Annotated in this window: 12 protein-coding genes and 1 pseudogene; all 13 read left to right on the forward strand. The window is 68.4% G+C overall.

The annotated features are described in order from the left end of the window. The first annotated feature begins 6 nt into the window (after window positions 1–6). Window positions 7–1,503, forward strand: coding sequence for an SCO6880 family protein (locus Q9R39_RS22110; protein ID WP_311278268.1), 1,497 nt, complete (start codon window positions 7–9; stop codon window positions 1,501–1,503). A 25-nt stretch (window positions 1,504–1,528) separates the two neighbouring features. Next, window positions 1,529–2,587, forward strand: coding sequence for a hypothetical protein (locus tag Q9R39_RS22115; protein WP_311278269.1), 1,059 nt, complete (start codon window positions 1,529–1,531; stop codon window positions 2,585–2,587). Between the two features lie 19 nt (window positions 2,588–2,606). Next, on the forward strand, window positions 2,607–4,568 hold the full coding sequence (locus Q9R39_RS22120) for a hypothetical protein (RefSeq protein WP_311278270.1): 1,962 nt from the start codon (window positions 2,607–2,609) through the stop codon (window positions 4,566–4,568). After that, window positions 4,565–4,963, forward strand: coding sequence for a hypothetical protein (locus Q9R39_RS22125; protein WP_311278271.1), 399 nt, complete (start codon window positions 4,565–4,567; stop codon window positions 4,961–4,963). Before Q9R39_RS22120 ends, Q9R39_RS22125 begins: the two co-directional genes overlap by 4 nt. Next, complete coding sequence (locus Q9R39_RS22130) at window positions 4,956–6,980, forward strand: transglycosylase family protein (protein ID WP_311278272.1); 2,025 nt, start codon at window positions 4,956–4,958, stop codon at window positions 6,978–6,980. The genes Q9R39_RS22125 and Q9R39_RS22130 overlap by 8 nt, the downstream gene beginning before the upstream one ends. Next, window positions 6,977–7,525 (forward strand): hypothetical protein, encoded by a 549-nt coding sequence (locus tag Q9R39_RS22135; RefSeq protein WP_311278273.1) that lies wholly within the window; start codon window positions 6,977–6,979, stop codon window positions 7,523–7,525. Before Q9R39_RS22130 ends, Q9R39_RS22135 begins: the two co-directional genes overlap by 4 nt. A 44-nt stretch (window positions 7,526–7,569) precedes the next feature. Beyond that, window positions 7,570–8,271 (forward strand): hypothetical protein, encoded by a 702-nt coding sequence (locus Q9R39_RS22140; RefSeq protein ID WP_311278274.1) that lies wholly within the window; start codon window positions 7,570–7,572, stop codon window positions 8,269–8,271. Continuing rightward, window positions 8,268–10,202 (forward strand): TraM recognition domain-containing protein, encoded by a 1,935-nt coding sequence (locus Q9R39_RS22145; RefSeq protein WP_311278275.1) that lies wholly within the window; start codon window positions 8,268–8,270, stop codon window positions 10,200–10,202. Before Q9R39_RS22140 ends, Q9R39_RS22145 begins: the two co-directional genes overlap by 4 nt. After that, the gene (locus tag Q9R39_RS22150) at window positions 10,199–10,603 is read left to right on the forward strand and encodes a DUF4913 domain-containing protein (protein WP_311278276.1); all 405 of its coding nucleotides are present in this window, start codon (window positions 10,199–10,201) and stop codon (window positions 10,601–10,603) included. Before Q9R39_RS22145 ends, Q9R39_RS22150 begins: the two co-directional genes overlap by 4 nt. Before the next feature lie 192 nt (window positions 10,604–10,795). Next, on the forward strand, window positions 10,796–12,019 hold the full coding sequence (locus Q9R39_RS22155) for a hypothetical protein (RefSeq protein WP_311278277.1): 1,224 nt from the start codon (window positions 10,796–10,798) through the stop codon (window positions 12,017–12,019). A gap of 168 nt (window positions 12,020–12,187) precedes the next feature. Next, window positions 12,188–12,523: a hypothetical protein gene (locus Q9R39_RS22160; RefSeq protein ID WP_211539919.1), complete on the forward strand. Its 336-nt coding sequence runs from the start codon at window positions 12,188–12,190 to the stop codon at window positions 12,521–12,523. Window positions 12,524–12,804: 281 nt separating this feature from the next. Further along, on the forward strand, window positions 12,805–13,389 hold the full coding sequence (locus Q9R39_RS22165; RefSeq protein ID WP_311278278.1) for a hypothetical protein: 585 nt from the start codon (window positions 12,805–12,807) through the stop codon (window positions 13,387–13,389). A 122-nt stretch (window positions 13,390–13,511) separates the two neighbouring features. After that, window positions 13,512–16,235: pseudogene (locus Q9R39_RS22170) on the forward strand (helicase); the annotation flags it as partial.

Raw genomic sequence — 16,235 nt, forward strand, 5'->3', positions numbered from 1 at the left:
GTTGTCATGACAGACAAAGCGAGCACCCGCCGATTGCTGTACCGCCCGGCCGCGGCGTTCCGGTCCTCCGGCGCGTTCGGGTTCACCATGTTCTCGACGATGGTGCTGCTGGTGTTCATGTTCGTCGCCGTTGTGGGCCTGATGCTGCCGCTGCCCGGTGTGATCAAGTTCTTCGGGCTGCCGTTCACGCTGGCAGTGCTGTTTGTGCCGCTGGTGGTGTCGCTGCGGGGCCGCTCAGCCTGGGAGCTGGGCATGGGTGCACGCTCGGTGTCGAAGGCCCGCCGTGCCGGTGAAACTCTGCTGCGGTCCGGGCCGTTCACGATGATCCCCGACGGCACCCCACTACCGGGGCCGCTGGCCACGGCCGAGACGTTCAACTTCTCACCCGGCGACGGGTCGGCACCGTTCGGTCTGATCAAGTTGTCGTCGAAGAACTTCTACACCCTGGTGCTGCGGACCTGGCCCCAGGGCGGGGAGTGGAATGACCAGCCTGTGCGCGACCGCTGGGTCGCCCGCCTCGGCGACATGCTCACCTTCCTCGGCCAATCACCGGACTTCGTGGCCGCGACGATCACCATGGAGACGCTGCCCGAGTCGGGGATGCGGGCCTCGACAATCGTGCGGTCCCGGCTCAAGGACACAGCACCGGCGCTGGCCCGCAAGATCATCATCGAAGCCACCGAAGCGGTACCGACCGCCGAAGTGCGCCTGGAAGCCCGGATCGGATTGACCTGGCGCGCGGACACCATGCACCGCAAACGCGACGCCACCGACATGGGCAACGAGGTGGCGCGCCGTCTCGGACGGATTCGGGACTACTGCCACGCCGCCGGTCTGCGGGTGCGGCCGATGCTCGAACGCGAAATCTGCGCGATCGCCCGCCGCAGTTTCTCCCCGGCCGACGAGCTCGACCTCGAGATCGGTCTGATGAGCGGTGAACCGATGCGCCTGCGGTGGGAAGACTGCGGACCGACCTCGGCCTCAGACCAACACGGCCGCCTGCTTCACGATGCGGCGCAGTCGATGTCGTGGACGATGCGCAACGAACCCGAGGCGCCGTTCGACTCCAACGTGCTCGCTGATCTGCTGTCCCCGCACAGCGACGTGCCCCGCAAACGAGTCACCTTCGTCTACCAGCCCTACACCCCGGCCCAAGCCACCACCATCGTCAACAAAGACCACAACGATGCCCGCCAGGCCGTGCGCACCCACGTCGGCAAGCTGCCCGAACGCGCACTGGTGCGCCTGGACAGCGCCGAAGGCGCCCGCCAGGAACAGGCCCGCGGTGCGGGCGTGACCCGGGTGTCGATGGTCGTGACCGCCACCTGCCCGATCGGCGCCGATACCCAGAAGATCGACACCCTCGTCACCGATCTGGGCCTCTCAGCGGCCACCCCACTCGAACCGGCCCGCGACGAACAACTCGTCACCTTCTGCGCCGGACTGGGTTTCGGTGTCGTGCTCTCCGAAGAGAGCACCGTCTCCGACAAGCTCGCCGCCTGACCAGGACAGAAAGGACCACCCTGCGATGCCGACGCTCCCGGCCCTGACCTCGCTGCTCCAGCGCTCACGCGCCCGCCTGTCCACCACGGCGACGACGCTGCCCCAGATCAGCACCGTGCTGTCGATCACCGAGCACCGCTCGGCCGGCGGCCACGACTACGGCCTGATCCGGGCACACGCCACCGGCCACTACACGGTGATCCTCGCCGCGACCGGGGCGACGCTGCGCGACTGGCAACAGCTGTGCGACTTCACCCGCATCGACTTCGGTGCCGACGCCTGGGATGTCGTCGCGGTCACCGCCGTCGCCGATACCTTCCCGCGCACCGACACCGCACACCGGCAGTGGATGGACACAGATCACCACTACCGCCTCGACGTCGCCGACCTCGCCACCGACACCTATCTCGCGGTGACGTTCGTGGCGGCCACCTCAGCAATGAAGTCCACACCCGACGAAATGGCAGTGGAAGTGGGCCGGCGTTTGCACACCCTGATCGGGTCCCTGCACGCCGCCGGGCTGCCCACCACACCGCTCACCGCAGCACAGGTCGCCGCGGTCGGAGTGCGGGCCTACCGCGGCGGCCTGCCCGACGACCCGGCGCCCGCGTTCGCCGACATCGCACCGGACTCGACACCACACCGGGTGCGGGATGTGTTCTGCCACAACGACCTGGTCTCGGCGACATGGGTGATCGCCCCACACGTGCTCGAACCGCCCCACGCGATGGGTTCGGTACTGGGCCAGCTGCTCGAGCGTGACCCGACCACCCCGCGCACCCGGTTGGCGATCACCTGGCGAGCCACTCGGATCGCCGAGACCATCGCCCCCGACGACCCGATCCGGGCGACCTTTCAGCCCACCCTGCAGCGGTTCGGCGCGACGCTGACGATCACCGAGCCGCGCCCTCGTACCCCGTCGGTGGACTCCGTGCGCGACCGATTGCCACTGTTCGCCCGCCTCGGCGTGCGCAACGGCTATGACCGCCACGCCGAACTGTTCGCCGCCGGCATCGGACTCGGGGTGTTGCTGCCCGAACACGGCGACATCACCGACGAAGCCCTGCGCCACCGCCACCGCTAACCGATTGCGAGACGCCACTATGACCGTCACCGACCTCCGTAAAGCCTCCACCGCCGCTGGTGGCGACACCACCGCGTCCTCGACGTTGCGCCTGGATGCCGGTGCCGCCTCGGCCACCCGGCCGAGCACCAAAGAACGCTCGGCCAAGCCGACGACGTTCTACGACGACGACACCCGTGAGGACCTGCTCGACACCGCTCGCAGCGGTGGAGTCAACGGCTACCTCGCCCGACAGAAACTCGGCAACGATGCTCGCCGACGGGAACGCCACGAAGCCGCCATTGCCCGGCCGATCCAGTTCGATGTGCCCGCCCTGATCCGCACCAACCGGGGCTTCGACGGTCGTGGCGGCGGCCGCGTCGCCCACGTGCGCCGCCCCAACGAACTGCGCGGCACCACCGCGCACGTGCCGGGGTTCTATCCGTTCCCCATCGGCGCCTCAGCCCCCCTGGACGGCGCGCCCGTCGGCTCGCACCTCGACACCGGACAACCCGTCGGGTTCGACCAGATCGGCTGGTTCGAGGCCGGACAGATCACCGCACCGTCAGCGATGGTGTTCGGCCTCAACGGGTTCGGCAAAAGCACCCTCAACCGGCGCATCGTCTGCCACGACCTCGCGACCGGGGTCCGGCCGCTCATCATGGGCGATCACCGCCCCGACTTCGTCAACATGATGCGCCAGATGGTCCTGCACGACGACAACGGCCGGGTGCAGTACCGCGAGGACGGCATCACCCCGGTCACCCCGCAGGTCACCAGCGTCGGATTCGACTCGCCGATGAATCCGCTGGCGGTGGGCACCTTCGGCAACCTCATCGCCCGGTTGCCCGCCGCGGCCCGCCAGCTCGCCGAACGCGAAATGCGGGCGCGCCAGGTCACCGCCGCGACCGGCCTGCTCGAGATCAGCTCCGGCCGCCCGATCGCTCCGCACGAGGAGACGCTGCTGACCACCGCGTTGCGGGTGCTCTACGGCACGGCCAACGAGTTCACTTTGACCAATGCGCCCCTGCCCGGGGATGTGCTCACCCTGCTGCGTCAGGTCCCGCAGACTCTCATCGACGCCACCGCCCGCGACGCCGGTACCAATCCCGAACTGCGCCGCGCCCACCAAGACCTCCTCGATGCCTCCGGCGCCCTGGGGCGTCGACCCCACGACGCGATCGCCGTCGACCGCTACCTGCTGCTGACCGAGAACCTGCGCCAGTCGCTCGACCAGCTGGTGTCGGGGCAGTTCGGCGAGATTTTCAACGCTCCCACCAAAGAGCCCATCGACATCGACGCCCTCGGGGTGTGCGTGGACATGTCCCGGCTGCCGGCCAACGCCCGCAAGCTGCGCGCCGCGGTGCTCCTGGCGTGCTGGTCCGACGGTTTCTCCGCCGTCGAAGCCTCGCACCTGCTCTCCGATCACGGCCTGCAAGAGCCCCGCAACTACGACCTGGTGTGCGACGAGTTCTCGCTGGTGCTCGGTGTGGGCAACGGCATCGTGTGGCGCGTCGACGAAGTGACCCGCGTCCAGCGCGAACAGGGCACCGGCAGCCTGTTCACCACCCACACCGTCAAGGACCTCCAAGCGTTCGACTCGATGGAAGATCGCCAGCGCGCCATGGGCTTTCTCGACCGCGCCCGGGTCAAGGTGTGCTTCCCGCTGCCCGAGGACGAAGCCTCGCTGATGGAGGGCAAGGTCAACCTCAACGAGAAAGAAGCCGCCACCCTCGCCGAGTGGGCCACCACCCCCCGCGGCATCGACGACCCGGTCGTCTCCGAGATCAGCGAAACCGACTGGGCCGACGGGGTCCGCGCGACCGGCACCGAAACCAACACCGTCCCGCCAGGTATGGGCAAGTTCCTGATCAAAGAGGGTGAGCAGCCCGGTATCCCGGTGCAGATGCGGTTGACCGCCACCGAGCGCGCCACCGAGATGCACAACACCAACAAGCGCTTCGCCCGCGGCCGCGGCGCCAAATCCGGATCCGCGGCATGAGCACCGACAGCGACCCGGGGGTGGCCACCCCGATCGACCCGCAACCCAGTGCCTGGGAGCAGGTGCAGGACTGGGTGGTCGAACCCAACCCTCGCCGCACCGCCCACTCCGAGGAAGTCCGGCGACTGGCGGTACTCGCCGTCGCTGAGCTGCTCGCTCGCACATCGCTGTCGCTGACCGCCGCGGCCGCCGACGTCGCCGCCAACGTCGGCGCCGGCACCAACAGCGTCATGCGGTGGTGCCGGGCAGCCGGGGTCGGCCGCGACGTCACCGCCCGCGACCGCGAATGGGCCACCCGCCTCGAGGTCATGCGCTCGATGAACAAGGCCCTCACCGAGCACGTCCGCGACCTCGACATCACCACCGCCGACTATCGGGGTCTGCCTCGTGGGTGAGGGCAACGCCTCCAAACTGCTGGTGCCGCTGCTGGCACTGGTGATGGGGTTCTTCGCCTCGTGCACGGTCATCATCTCCGTGGCCGGCGACGACGACGCGTGTCTGCCGCTGACCGGCGGCATCGACCAACCCGCCGACGCCTCCCTCTCACCCGGCGCCAAGGTCAAGCCGATGAAAGTCAAGGACTTTCAGATCACCTCCGGCTACGGGATGCGCGACGGGGCGATGCACGAAGGTATCGACCTGGCCGGGGCACTCGGCTCGCCGATCTATGCCGCCGCCGACGGCACCGTCACCGCCGCCGGAAGCGCCTCGGGGTTCGGGCACTGGATCGTGCTCACCCACAACATCAACGGGCACGTGTGGTCCACGGTCTACGGGCACATGTTCGCCGACGGCGTGCTGGTCAAAGCCGGCCAGAAAGTCACCGCCGGACAACACATCGCCAAGCTCGGCAACGACGGCCAATCCACCGGCCCGCACCTGCATTTCGAGGTGTGGGATGGCGGGCACCGCGACTTCACCGGCGGCCGCTCGGTCGATCCAGCCGGGTGGGTGTCGACCAGCCCCGAACCCGGCGCCGCCCCGGCCGGACGAGCGCCGGCCCAACCGGGCGGGCCGCGGGTGCTCACCGCACCCCGAGTCCTGCCCGCCGCCGACGTGGTCACCGCCGCCGACTGGGATGCGGTGGCCAAGCACGAATCCGGCGGCAACTGGAAGATCAACACCGGCAACGGCTACTACGGCGGATTGCAGTTCGCGGCGTCGACCTGGACCGGCGCTGGCGGCGGACAGTACGCGCCGACCGCCGACAAAGCCACCCGCGAACAGCAAATGGAGGTCGCCAACCGCGTCCTGGGTTCCCAGGGCTGGGGCGCCTGGCCGACCACCTCGAAGAAGGCCGGGGTCACCGGCAAGAAACCCGCTCCCGCAGGCACGTTCCTCAACGCCGCCGCGGTGCCGCCACCGGCAGGCGCCCCCAGCGGCCCGCCCGCACCGTCCGGGCCGTCGGGCCCGCTGCCGCCGCTGCCCAAGTCCAAGGGCTCCGAAGCGCACTTCCAGGTCGACACCATCCGCCTCGCCCGCGCGATCGCCGCCAAGTTCCCCCAGATCCAGACCATCGGCGGCTGGCGCGCCGACGGCGGCGGCTACAACGACCACCCATCCGGCCGCGCCGTCGACGTCATGATCCCCAACTACACCTCCGCACACGGGATCGCGCTCGGCAACGCCGTCAACAAATACATCCACGACAACAAGAAGCACTTCAAGCTCGAGTACACGATCTGGCGTCAGACCTACTACCCGGCGGTCGGCAAGTCCAACGTCATGAACGACCGCGGCGACCCCACCCAGAACCACTTCGACCACGTCCACGCCACCGTCGAAGGCCACGGCATGCCCCGCGGCAATGAGGTCTACACCGCACCCGGGATCACCGGCGGCATCAGCGCCGACGAGGGCGTCGACTGCGGGCCGGTCGAGGACCAGCACGGCGGGGGAGTCGACAACCTCGCGGCCGGGCGGGTCCCACCGGCTTACGAGCCGTGGTTCCGCAAAGCCGGGGTGCTCTGTCCGCAGATCAGCTCGGCGTTCCTCGGCGGGATCGGTAAGCAAGAGACCGGGTTCAACGCCTCCCTGGTGTCCCCGGCAGGGGCGAAGGGGCCGATGCAGTTCATGGACTACACCTACCCGTCCTGGGCCAAAGACGATGACGGCAACGGCCGCGCCTCGGCCACCGACATCGGTGACGCCGTCATGGCCGCCGGGCGGTTCTCGTGCGCGAACGCCAAACAGATCGACGCCGCGATCGCCGCCGGGCGGGTGAAAGAACCCGCCGAGGGCCGCGAAATTCTCTACGCCTACGCCTACAACGCCGGAGTCGGCGCGGTCCTCAATGCCGGCGGAACACCCACCGGCGGCGACTACGACACCCAGACCCGCCCGTACGGCCAGAAAGTCATCGCCTACGCCAAACAGTTCGCCGATCAAGGACTTCCGGAGAAGAACCGATGAACCACCACCGCCACCACCACCTCCTGGTCGTCATCGCGATCGTGCTGATCGCCGCACTGGCCGGATGCTCCGGCACCGATGACACCACCGAACCCGCACACGGCCACGATGACCACGGCGAGCACTACAGCAACCCGCCCGGCCACCCCGATCGCGCCGAACCGATCGGGGTGTTCACCACCACCGTGACCACCATGTTCAGTTGGCAACCCGCCACCGACACCTCACCCACCGACGCGCTGCGCCGCACCCGCGCCACCCTCACCGGGGAAGCGCTGGCGTCGGCGGACAGCCCCGCGACAGTGCGGCCCAGCGCCCAGTGGGGCGCCTGGAAGCAATCCCTCGACGTCATCACCGCTCGCGTCGACAACGCCTCGGCAGTGCTGATCTCACCGGAGAAGGCCAGTGCGCACGGCACCGTCACCCAAACCGTGCTCGGCATCGACGCCACGGTGACCTCCTTCCGAAAGTTCACCGTCACAGCCGAACTCGTCCGCGTCGACGGCCATTGGAAGGTCGCCACCTACCCCCGCGCCGACACCTGACCCACCGACCTCCCAACACCGCCCCTCGAAGGAAGGCACGCACCATGCTCGACCCACAGAGCGTCACCCAGGACAACAGCCGCGAAGTCGACGACATCTTCGACGAAATCCGCACGATCATGCGTCACTCCCGCCGTCGCGCCGACGACGCGCTGCGTGAGGTCCGCAACCAGCAGCACAAGCGACGTGCCCGGCAGACCCGCGCCCAGCAACGCCTGAACTCCGCGCGCGCCACCGGCGCCCGTCCGCCCCACTACACCGACACCATCGCCGAACGCCACCCGCTGACACCGGATCTGATGGCGCGCTGGGCCGGGGCGCACGCCGCGGCCGACCTGGCCCGCGAGGCCGCGGCCGAGGCCGCCCGGGGCGGTGACACCGCCCGGGAAGCCCAGACCCAGGCCACCGTGCAGCGCGCCGAGCAATGGGCGCAAGCCTGGGATGAGCGGCTACGTGAGGCCGGCGTCGACCCCGACACCATCTCCGGTCGCGACCGCGACCAGGACCTCGGCGAGGTCGCCGACACCGATCTGCTCGACCAGGTGTCGACCGCGGCCGCGAACTATGCCATCGACGTCGACGACGCTGCGTCAGCGGGCAGGTACCGCTCGACCAGCGAGCTCATCGCCGACACCGAACCCGCGCCCGAAGCCGCGTTGATCGCCGCCGGCGATAGCGGCTGGCAGATCACCCCGGCCCCCGACGTCGGCGCCAGCGTCTCCCTCGACACCGGAGCCCAGCTGTGAGCACAACCCATCGCCGCGACCGCGGCCAACACGAGTCCATGGTCGGCTACTACCTCGCCGCAGTCCTGTTCGCGCTGCTGGCGATCGTCTACGTGTGCTGGCGGGCGGGTTGCTGGCTCACCGGTCAGCCCGGCCCAGTGCTGGTCAACCCGGCCACCGCCGCCGTCGACGGCACCTTCCAGTGGCCGGTGGCCTCCACCGTGCTCCTGGTGGTCGCGGTCATCGCCGCCGCCGCGATCGCGGTCGTGGTGGGACGTCATCGCGCCGCCACCGCCGTGCTGCGCGAGTTCGACCAGGTCGCCCAGTTTCTTCCCCGTCCCCGGGAACTGCACGCCATCACCGCCCGCGACGCCAAGCACTCCGCGCAGCGCCTGCGCGGCCGCGACGCCATCACCGGACACCTCGACTACGGGCTGGTGCTGGGATCGCTGATCGGCGCGGGCACCTCCGCGCTCTACATGAGCTGGGAGTGGGTCGGACTCGTCATCGGCGGACCCCGATGCGGCAAGACCACCGGCTACGCCATCCCGATGATCTGCCAGGCGCCCGGCGCCGTGTTCGCCACCTCCAACAAGCCCGACATCTACGACGCCACCCGCTGGGTCCGTGACCACAACGACCTCGACACCGCTCCCGCCGCCATGGCCGACACCAGCCGACAAGGGCTGCGCGCACTGTGGGCCTATCGCACCCAACGGCGCAAACCGCCACGCACCCGCGGCACCATCTGGCTCTCGGACCTCCAGCACATCGCCGGCACTCAGGGCCAACAGTGGTGGTGGGACCCGTTCTGGTGCGTGCACGAACTCTCCGACGCCCGCGAGCTTGCCGCGATCTTCGCCGCCGCCGAAACCGCCGAAGGATCACGCCTGGACGCCTACTTCGACGGCGGCGCCAAAGAACTGCTGGCACTGCACATTCTGGCCGCGGCCGTCGGTGGGGGAGACCTCAAACACGTCGACGGCTGGCTCACCGACCCCAAACTCAAAGTCGCCCGCCAGGTGCTGACCCGCCACGGCCACCACGACGCAGCGGCCAAGATCGACACCGCCGCCAACCTCAACCCCCGCCAGCAAGACGGCCTCTACGACATGGCGCGCCGGTTCATCAACGTCATGACCGTGCCCGCCTACGCCCGATCGGTCCTCCCACCCCAACGTGTGCGGTTCGACGGCGACAACACCGTCGGCAGCAACGACATTCGCCACGACCTGCCCAAGTTCGATCCGCAAGCGTTCGTCACCTCCACCGACACCATGTATGCCCTGTCGATGGAAGGGGCAGGATCGGCCACCGCGTTGACCACCGCACTGGCCGACACCATCTTCAAAGCCTCCGTCGCCCAAGCACGGCGCAACGGTGGACGTCTGCCGGTGCCCGTCGTGGCAGTGCTCGATGAGGCCGCGAACGTATGCAAGCTGCCCGAACTACCCGACTGGTACTCCCACTTCGGCAGCCAGGGCATCGTCATCGTCACGATGCTGCAATCGCTGGCCCAGGCCGCGAAAGTGTGGTCCAAGGACAAACTCGACATGCTCGTGGACTCCTCGAACGTCTACATCTACGCCGGATCATCGAACAACGAGTCCTACCTGTCCGGCCTGAGCCGCATGATCGGCCAACGCGACGTCCGCCGCCGCAGCCGCTCGCACTCCAACTCCGGACTCGGATCGACCAGCACCAGCGAATCCTGGTCCAGCGAACCCATTCTCGGCATCGACGACCTCAAAGCACTCCCCGCCGAACGAGCAGTGCTGGCGACCTCCGGAAACCGCACCGTCGTCACCACCAAGAACTCCTACTGGCTCGGCCCCTACGCCGAACTGATCGACGCCTCCAAGAAGGCCTGCGGGGCAGAACGCGCAGCCCAGCAGGCCGCACTGTCCGCCGCACCCCAACCCGCCGCCCTCCGCGAAAGGACTTCCCGATGACCACCCCCGACACCGACAGCCCCGACGACGACCCTCGCGCGCACTGGCGATTCACCTCCGGCGCCGACTGGTTCACCAACTGGCTCAGCCACATCAAGGCTGGACGCTTCGACCGCGACACCCGCTGGTGCCCGCAATGGTGGCGCCACGACGAAGTCGTCATCCGCCTCGAGGAGCTGTGGAAGGCGTGGGAGACCGCCCGCCTGAGCGAAGACCCCGCCGCCCTGTCGTCGTGGTGGACCGCCCACCTCGACACCCACTGGCGGACGCTCACCGCCGAAAACGGGCCGCTCTACCTGTGCACACCCGACAAACACACCACCACCGAGACGCTGGCCGATCAATCCACCCCACCCCCACCGGGATGGTTCGACCCGCCCGCCGACATCAACGCCGCATAGCCCTGAGGGACAACCCATGCCACCACCGCCACTGATTCATTGGGCACTCGTCGGCTGCGTCGTGCTCCTGGTGATCCTCGCTATCACCAGCGCTGTCGTCGTCATCAGAGCCGTCCTCCATCAACGTCGCCGACCATCCGAGCGCCAACCCCACGATCCTGGCCAGCTCGATACACCCCAAGGAGACCAATCATGATCGCCATCCCCCTCGCGTCGTTTCCTGGACCGTCAATGGGACCCGGCTGGCAGCCCTACCGGCGGTCGGTGTCGTCAACATTTGCTGCCAACATGGGCATCGCGGCCGTCATCGTCGGTCTCGTGCTCGCGCTTCGCGACCTCTGGACCTCCGACGACGGTGGCGGACAGGTGTGGTCGTGGCTGCACACACTCGCTGAGGACCGCGGACGATTCGTGAGCACCGGAGCCACAGTCATCGCCGTCATAGGGATCATCGCCCTCACATTCGTGACCGTCCGACTCGCCGGCGCCGCGATGCCCCACCGGGGCCTCATGAAGCGGAGCGTGAACTACGAGAACTCCGACACCGTCGATGCTGTGGCCCGCTACCACGCAGCTCAGACAGTGGTGTTGCAGGCCTTCGGCGCCCAGGTGAGCGAGATCAGACTGAGCAGCACCATCGTCAACTCCACACTCCGTGCCGGAGGGACCTTCGCCCTCTGGCGTGCTCTCCTGCAAGAGCCGGCCACTAACACCGAAAAGAATTGGGCGACACTGGTGGCCACAATCGCAGCGTCCTACCACTACCGCGGCGCCATCGGTGACCCACAGATGGCCGAGTGGACCGATGACGAGCTATCACGGCTTCACCAGGTGGCGCTTCGCCTGTTGGTGAGCGACGACCGACCCGCCGACTACTCCGGAGAGTGGAGCATCGACGGCATCCTCGCCGCAGCGAGCCGACGAGCGGTCGAACTACTGGCCGATCACAGCGTGGAAGTTGCAGCCCTGGCTCAGGCCGCGGCGGCGAACTTCCTCCATGTCATCCCGAAACCCCTGTATGCAACGGAAATTCGCACCTGCCTGTCCGATCCGGTCACCGTACTCTCCGACCCCAGGTATGCCATTCCCCGTGGCCGGTCGGGCATCGACACCGGATTCGCGGCCGCCATGGTCTCGATTCTGGGTTGTGCTGCGGCAGTGGTCGGTATCGGTCTCGACGTTTTCGGCCTGACCGTGACCGGCATCTCTGCTGTCGTGGTCGGTGGGCTGATCCTTATGCTTCGAGTCGAGGGCCGCGACCTCAGCCGCCGCATCGACTACGAGTTGAACCGCGCTCGCCAACGCCGCATCCAGCGCCACGATTCCATGCAGGACCCCGCCGCTGCGGGCACCGTCGACGACGGCCGGGCACTGGGCGAGCCCATCGAGTCCGACTATCACCTGCGGGGTGAATGACTGATGAGCGCCCTGACGATAGTGCAGGCCTTTCCCGCCCCGCTACCACCACCCCCAACCTGGCACGTCGACCACACCTGGATGTGGTCAGTGTTCGCCGTAGTGTGGCCGGTCTTCGCGGTGGGGGCAGTCGTAATGTTCACCCTCCACATTCGGCGTGGTGTGGCTGTGCCCGAGAAGTCGATCCGGATGTGTCTGGCGACGGCGGTTGGGCTCGCCATGTTCTCGGTGGCCGAAATGGCCCTGCTGGGCGCCGATCGCCGCGACCTTGACGCATGGGGTCGTGGCTTCGGGTGGTCGGCGGCGGTGTTGGGCACCGTCGCAGGCATGTCGCTGATGGTGGCTGCGGGGGCGGCGTTCATCGCGGCCGCGGTGGTCGGCTGGCAGCGCGACACCCCGGCTGATGCTGCCAGCGAGCAGCCCGGCACTGACGACCCCGAGACAGACGACGGCAGCGACACCCACATGCACGTGTCCTCAGGTGACCGGGTGGACCCGCCGTGAGATGTCTCAGGCCCTGACAGGTGCGGACACACCTGCCAGGGCACTGATCGGCCAGAGATCCAGCCTCTGACCAGTGAGAAACGATAACCACCCCCGCGAGGGCCGGCGTTGGCCGGGCCGGGCGGACCTCACTTGGTAGGAGCTCCGACGTATGGCGCGTAACGCCACCCCTGACGACAACACCCCCAATCTGTTCGATCTGCTCGCCGATACCGACCCATCGGGTCAGCGGTTGTCGGCATCGCAGAGCACTATGGATACCCACAACGAGGAGGACACCGATGTTTCACGATCTGCGCACGGCACTGACCGAGCGGTACGCCCAGGAACTGACGCAGATGGACCGCATGGAGTTCGAGGACTTCCTGACCGCCGAAGCGACTCGGCTGGAGGCCGAGATCGCTCAGACGCAGTCACAGACGGAGCTGGCGGCGATCGCGGCGTGGAAGAACGAGCACGGGGGCAACGACCCGGACGTGCTGACGACGCAGCGGCTGTATCAGCAGGCCCGGTACTCGGCGGAGGAGACGGTGCTGGCGACGCTGTGGGAGGGATTCAGCAGTCCCGAGGACGACGATCAGCCGGACGACGAGCCGAACCCGGACACGATGACCGGGATGCAACGGTGGCTGACGCAGTGGGCGATCGAGGCGAGCCGAGAGACCGAACGACTGACCGAGCAGGTGTGGCCGGATCAGACACCACGGTTTCAGGTGTGGGCCGAGCAACTGCTGGAAGCACGTCTGACCGACGGACTGCCGGTGCCCGACGGGCCGGCACATCCGCTGGTTCCGGAGCTGACCGCGATGGTGGACGCAGCGCTGGCCGATCAGGATCGCGCCGACGCCGAGCGCGTGCGGAGGTAGTCGACGACGGCCAGGGACTGCTGTTTGAGTCTCTGGACGATCTGCGGATCCCAACTGACCCCGCCGTCGTCGACCCCGGCGGCACGCCGCTGCCACCGAAGGCCGACGACGCACTGCCGCAGGTGCCGCAGTCCGAGACCGGGTTGCCGCTGACAGCGTGGGCGAGCACCCGAGTCGCCCCCGCACGCCGCCCGGACGGCTCGGTCGTCTACGTCAAGGCCGACCATGTGGTGGCCGGCCTCGAACCCGACCCCATCCCCGACTCGGAGGCACCGGAACCGGAGCCGCCGAGCATCGCGGCCCTCGACGAGGCCACCACCCCGGCACCGACCGAGGTGGTGGCTGCGACCCGGTTCACCCATCCGGGGACGGTGCTCGTGCCCTCCGGGGCCAAGTCCCGCGCCCGCGCCAATATCGCCGCACTCGAGGTCCTCACCGAGACAGCGCGCACCGGACGCCCGGCGACGCCCGCCGAGCACGAGGTCCTGGCGCAGTGGTCGGGGTGGGGTGCCGCGGCCGACATCTTCGACGAGTCCAAGCCGGAGTGGGCACCCGAACGCGACCAGTTGCGCGCCCTGTTGGATTCCGAGCAGTGGCGTCAGGCGAAGGCCTCCACACTCAACGCCCACTACACCGATCCGGCGATCGCCCAGACGATGTGGTCGGCGATGACTCGCGCTGGGTTAGACGAGGGACTGGTACTCGAACCGGGTTGTGGCAGCGGCACGTTCATCGGTCTGGCACCGCCCGGCGCGCAGATGGTGGGCGTGGAGCTCGACCCGACGACCGCTCAGATCGCACATCTTCTCTACCCCGACGCCCAGGTGCGGTTGGAGGGTTTCGAGACCACCCGCGTCCCGGACGGCTCGTTCGCCGCGGTGATCGGCAATGTGCCGTTCGGCGGGTTCACCGTGCACGACCCGATCCACAATCCGGCCCGCCACCGCATCCACAACCACTTCCTGCTCAAGTCGCTCAACCTCACCGCCCCCGGCGGTTACGTCATGGCGATCACTACGGCCGGAACGCTGGATGCCGCCTCGGACAAGGCGCGCCGCGACATGCACGCCGTCGCCGACCTCGTCGGCGCGGTCCGGTTGCCCTCGACGGCATTCGAACGGGTTGCCGGCACCCAGGTCGTCACCGACGTGCTGGTGTTCCGCCGTCGCGAGGCCGACGTCGCCGCACCTGCGGACGCCGACTGGCTGCATTCTGACCTCGTCGCCCTCCCTGACCGGACCGGCGAGACCACCGAGATCGGGGTGAACCGCTACTTCACCACCCACCCAGAACATGTGCTCGGCACGATGCGTGTCGATCGCGGGCTCTACCGCGACGGAATGCTCGTCGTGGCCGCCGAAACCGGCAGCGATGTCGCCGCCGACCTGAACGACCGACTGACCAACATCGTCGACGCCGCACTGGAGCGCGGCGACGGACTGTTTCTCGCCGACGACACCGCCACAGCCGGGATGGAGTTCACCGCCGGCGCCCTGGACGCCGCCGCCCTCTACGGCGAGGACATCCCGATCGGGCACGTCAGCTACGACGAGACCACCGGGGTGTTCACCCGCCGCGGGATCGACGGCGATGAGCCGATGAAGGTGCCCGCCACCCGCACCACCGAGACCCGGCACCTATTGCGGCTGCGCGATCTGTTCGCGGCCACGATCGCCGCCCAGCGCACCCAGAGCAGCCGCGCCGAGCGTGACGCGCTGCGCGCGGACCTCAACGAGGTCTACGACGCCTACCTGAACACCTACGGCCCGGTGAACCGGGCGAAGCTGGTGGGCGGCAAGGAACGCACCGCCGAGGAAGCCGCGAAGAAGTTCACAGAACTCGAAGGCAAGTGGCGTACTGCCAATCGCGACGCCGACGGCGCCGACTATCCCGGCCCGCTGCCCGAGGATGTGGCGGCCGAGCTCGATGAGAAAGCATGGCAGGTCAGCGCACCCTCGCGGCGCCAAACCCATCTCGAGGCGGTCCGCGCCGATCCAGGGATGGCCGGCGTGCTGGCGTTGGAACGCTACGACGACCAGACCGGCACGGTCAGCAAGACCGCGGTGTTCTCCCGCGACGTCGTCGTCGCCCCGGTCCCGGTGTCACGCGCGGACACCCCGGCCGAGGCGGTCGCGATCAGTCTCGGTGAACGCGGGCGAGTCGATCTCGACCGCGTCGCCGAACTGCTCGACCAGCCCGCCCAGCAGGCGCGCGAGTCGATCCGTGGGCTGGTCTACGCCGACCCGGACATGCCCGAGGACCTGGTGCCCGCGCCCACAGCGTTGTCGGGCAACGTGCGCGCCAAACACGCCCGCGCCGCCGAAGCTGCCCGTACCGATCCCGGTAACCGGGACTGGGCAGAGCTAACACAAGCACTGGCGCAGGTGATTCCGGACGACAAGCAACCCTCCCAGATCGGGTCAGTCAAACTCGGACCGACCTGGATCGAGCCACGCGACTACGAAGCGTTCGTGCGCGAAACCTTCGGCGCCACGAGTGCCCGAGTGACGCGCGCGGCCGGTTCGTGGGGCGTCGAGGTGCCACCTGACGAACGCAACAGCGCGCTGATGCGCACCGAGTACGGCGCCGACAATGCCGACAGGAAGAACAAGGCGCTCGATGCGATCGACCTCACCGAAATGCTGCTCAACCAACGGTCGATCGTGGTCAAAAACTCCAAGCCAGCGCAGGAAGAGGGGGCACCGGAAGTCGACGCCCAGGCCACCATCCTCGCCCAGGTCCAAGCCGAGAAGATCACCACCGAGTTCCGGTCGTGGCTGTGGTCGGATGATGAGCGCCGCGACCGCCTCGTCGCTGAGTGGAACCGCCGCTTCAACACCTGGGTC

It is taken from the genome of Gordonia sp. AC31 (assembly GCF_031844505.1).
In the GTDB taxonomy this organism is placed as follows: domain Bacteria; phylum Actinomycetota; class Actinomycetes; order Mycobacteriales; family Mycobacteriaceae; genus Gordonia; species Gordonia hongkongensis.

What these genes read in the sequence shown, in the direction of transcription:
- Q9R39_RS22140 (WP_311278274.1), top strand. Translation starts at nt 7,570, where the DNA reads ATGCTCGACCCACAGAGCGTCACCCAGGACAACAGCCGCGAAGTCGAC.
- Q9R39_RS22110 (WP_311278268.1), top strand. Translation starts at nt 7, where the DNA reads ATGACAGACAAAGCGAGCACCCGCCGATTGCTGTACCGCCCGGCCGCG.
- Q9R39_RS22150 (WP_311278276.1), top strand. Translation starts at nt 10,199, where the DNA reads ATGACCACCCCCGACACCGACAGCCCCGACGACGACCCTCGCGCGCAC.
- Q9R39_RS22115 (WP_311278269.1), top strand. Translation starts at nt 1,529, where the DNA reads ATGCCGACGCTCCCGGCCCTGACCTCGCTGCTCCAGCGCTCACGCGCC.
- Q9R39_RS22120 (WP_311278270.1), top strand. Translation starts at nt 2,607, where the DNA reads ATGACCGTCACCGACCTCCGTAAAGCCTCCACCGCCGCTGGTGGCGAC.
- Q9R39_RS22125 (WP_311278271.1), top strand. Translation starts at nt 4,565, where the DNA reads ATGAGCACCGACAGCGACCCGGGGGTGGCCACCCCGATCGACCCGCAA.
- Q9R39_RS22165 (WP_311278278.1), top strand. Translation starts at nt 12,805, where the DNA reads ATGTTTCACGATCTGCGCACGGCACTGACCGAGCGGTACGCCCAGGAA.
- Q9R39_RS22155 (WP_311278277.1), top strand. Translation starts at nt 10,796, where the DNA reads ATGATCGCCATCCCCCTCGCGTCGTTTCCTGGACCGTCAATGGGACCC.
- Q9R39_RS22135 (WP_311278273.1), top strand. Translation starts at nt 6,977, where the DNA reads ATGAACCACCACCGCCACCACCACCTCCTGGTCGTCATCGCGATCGTG.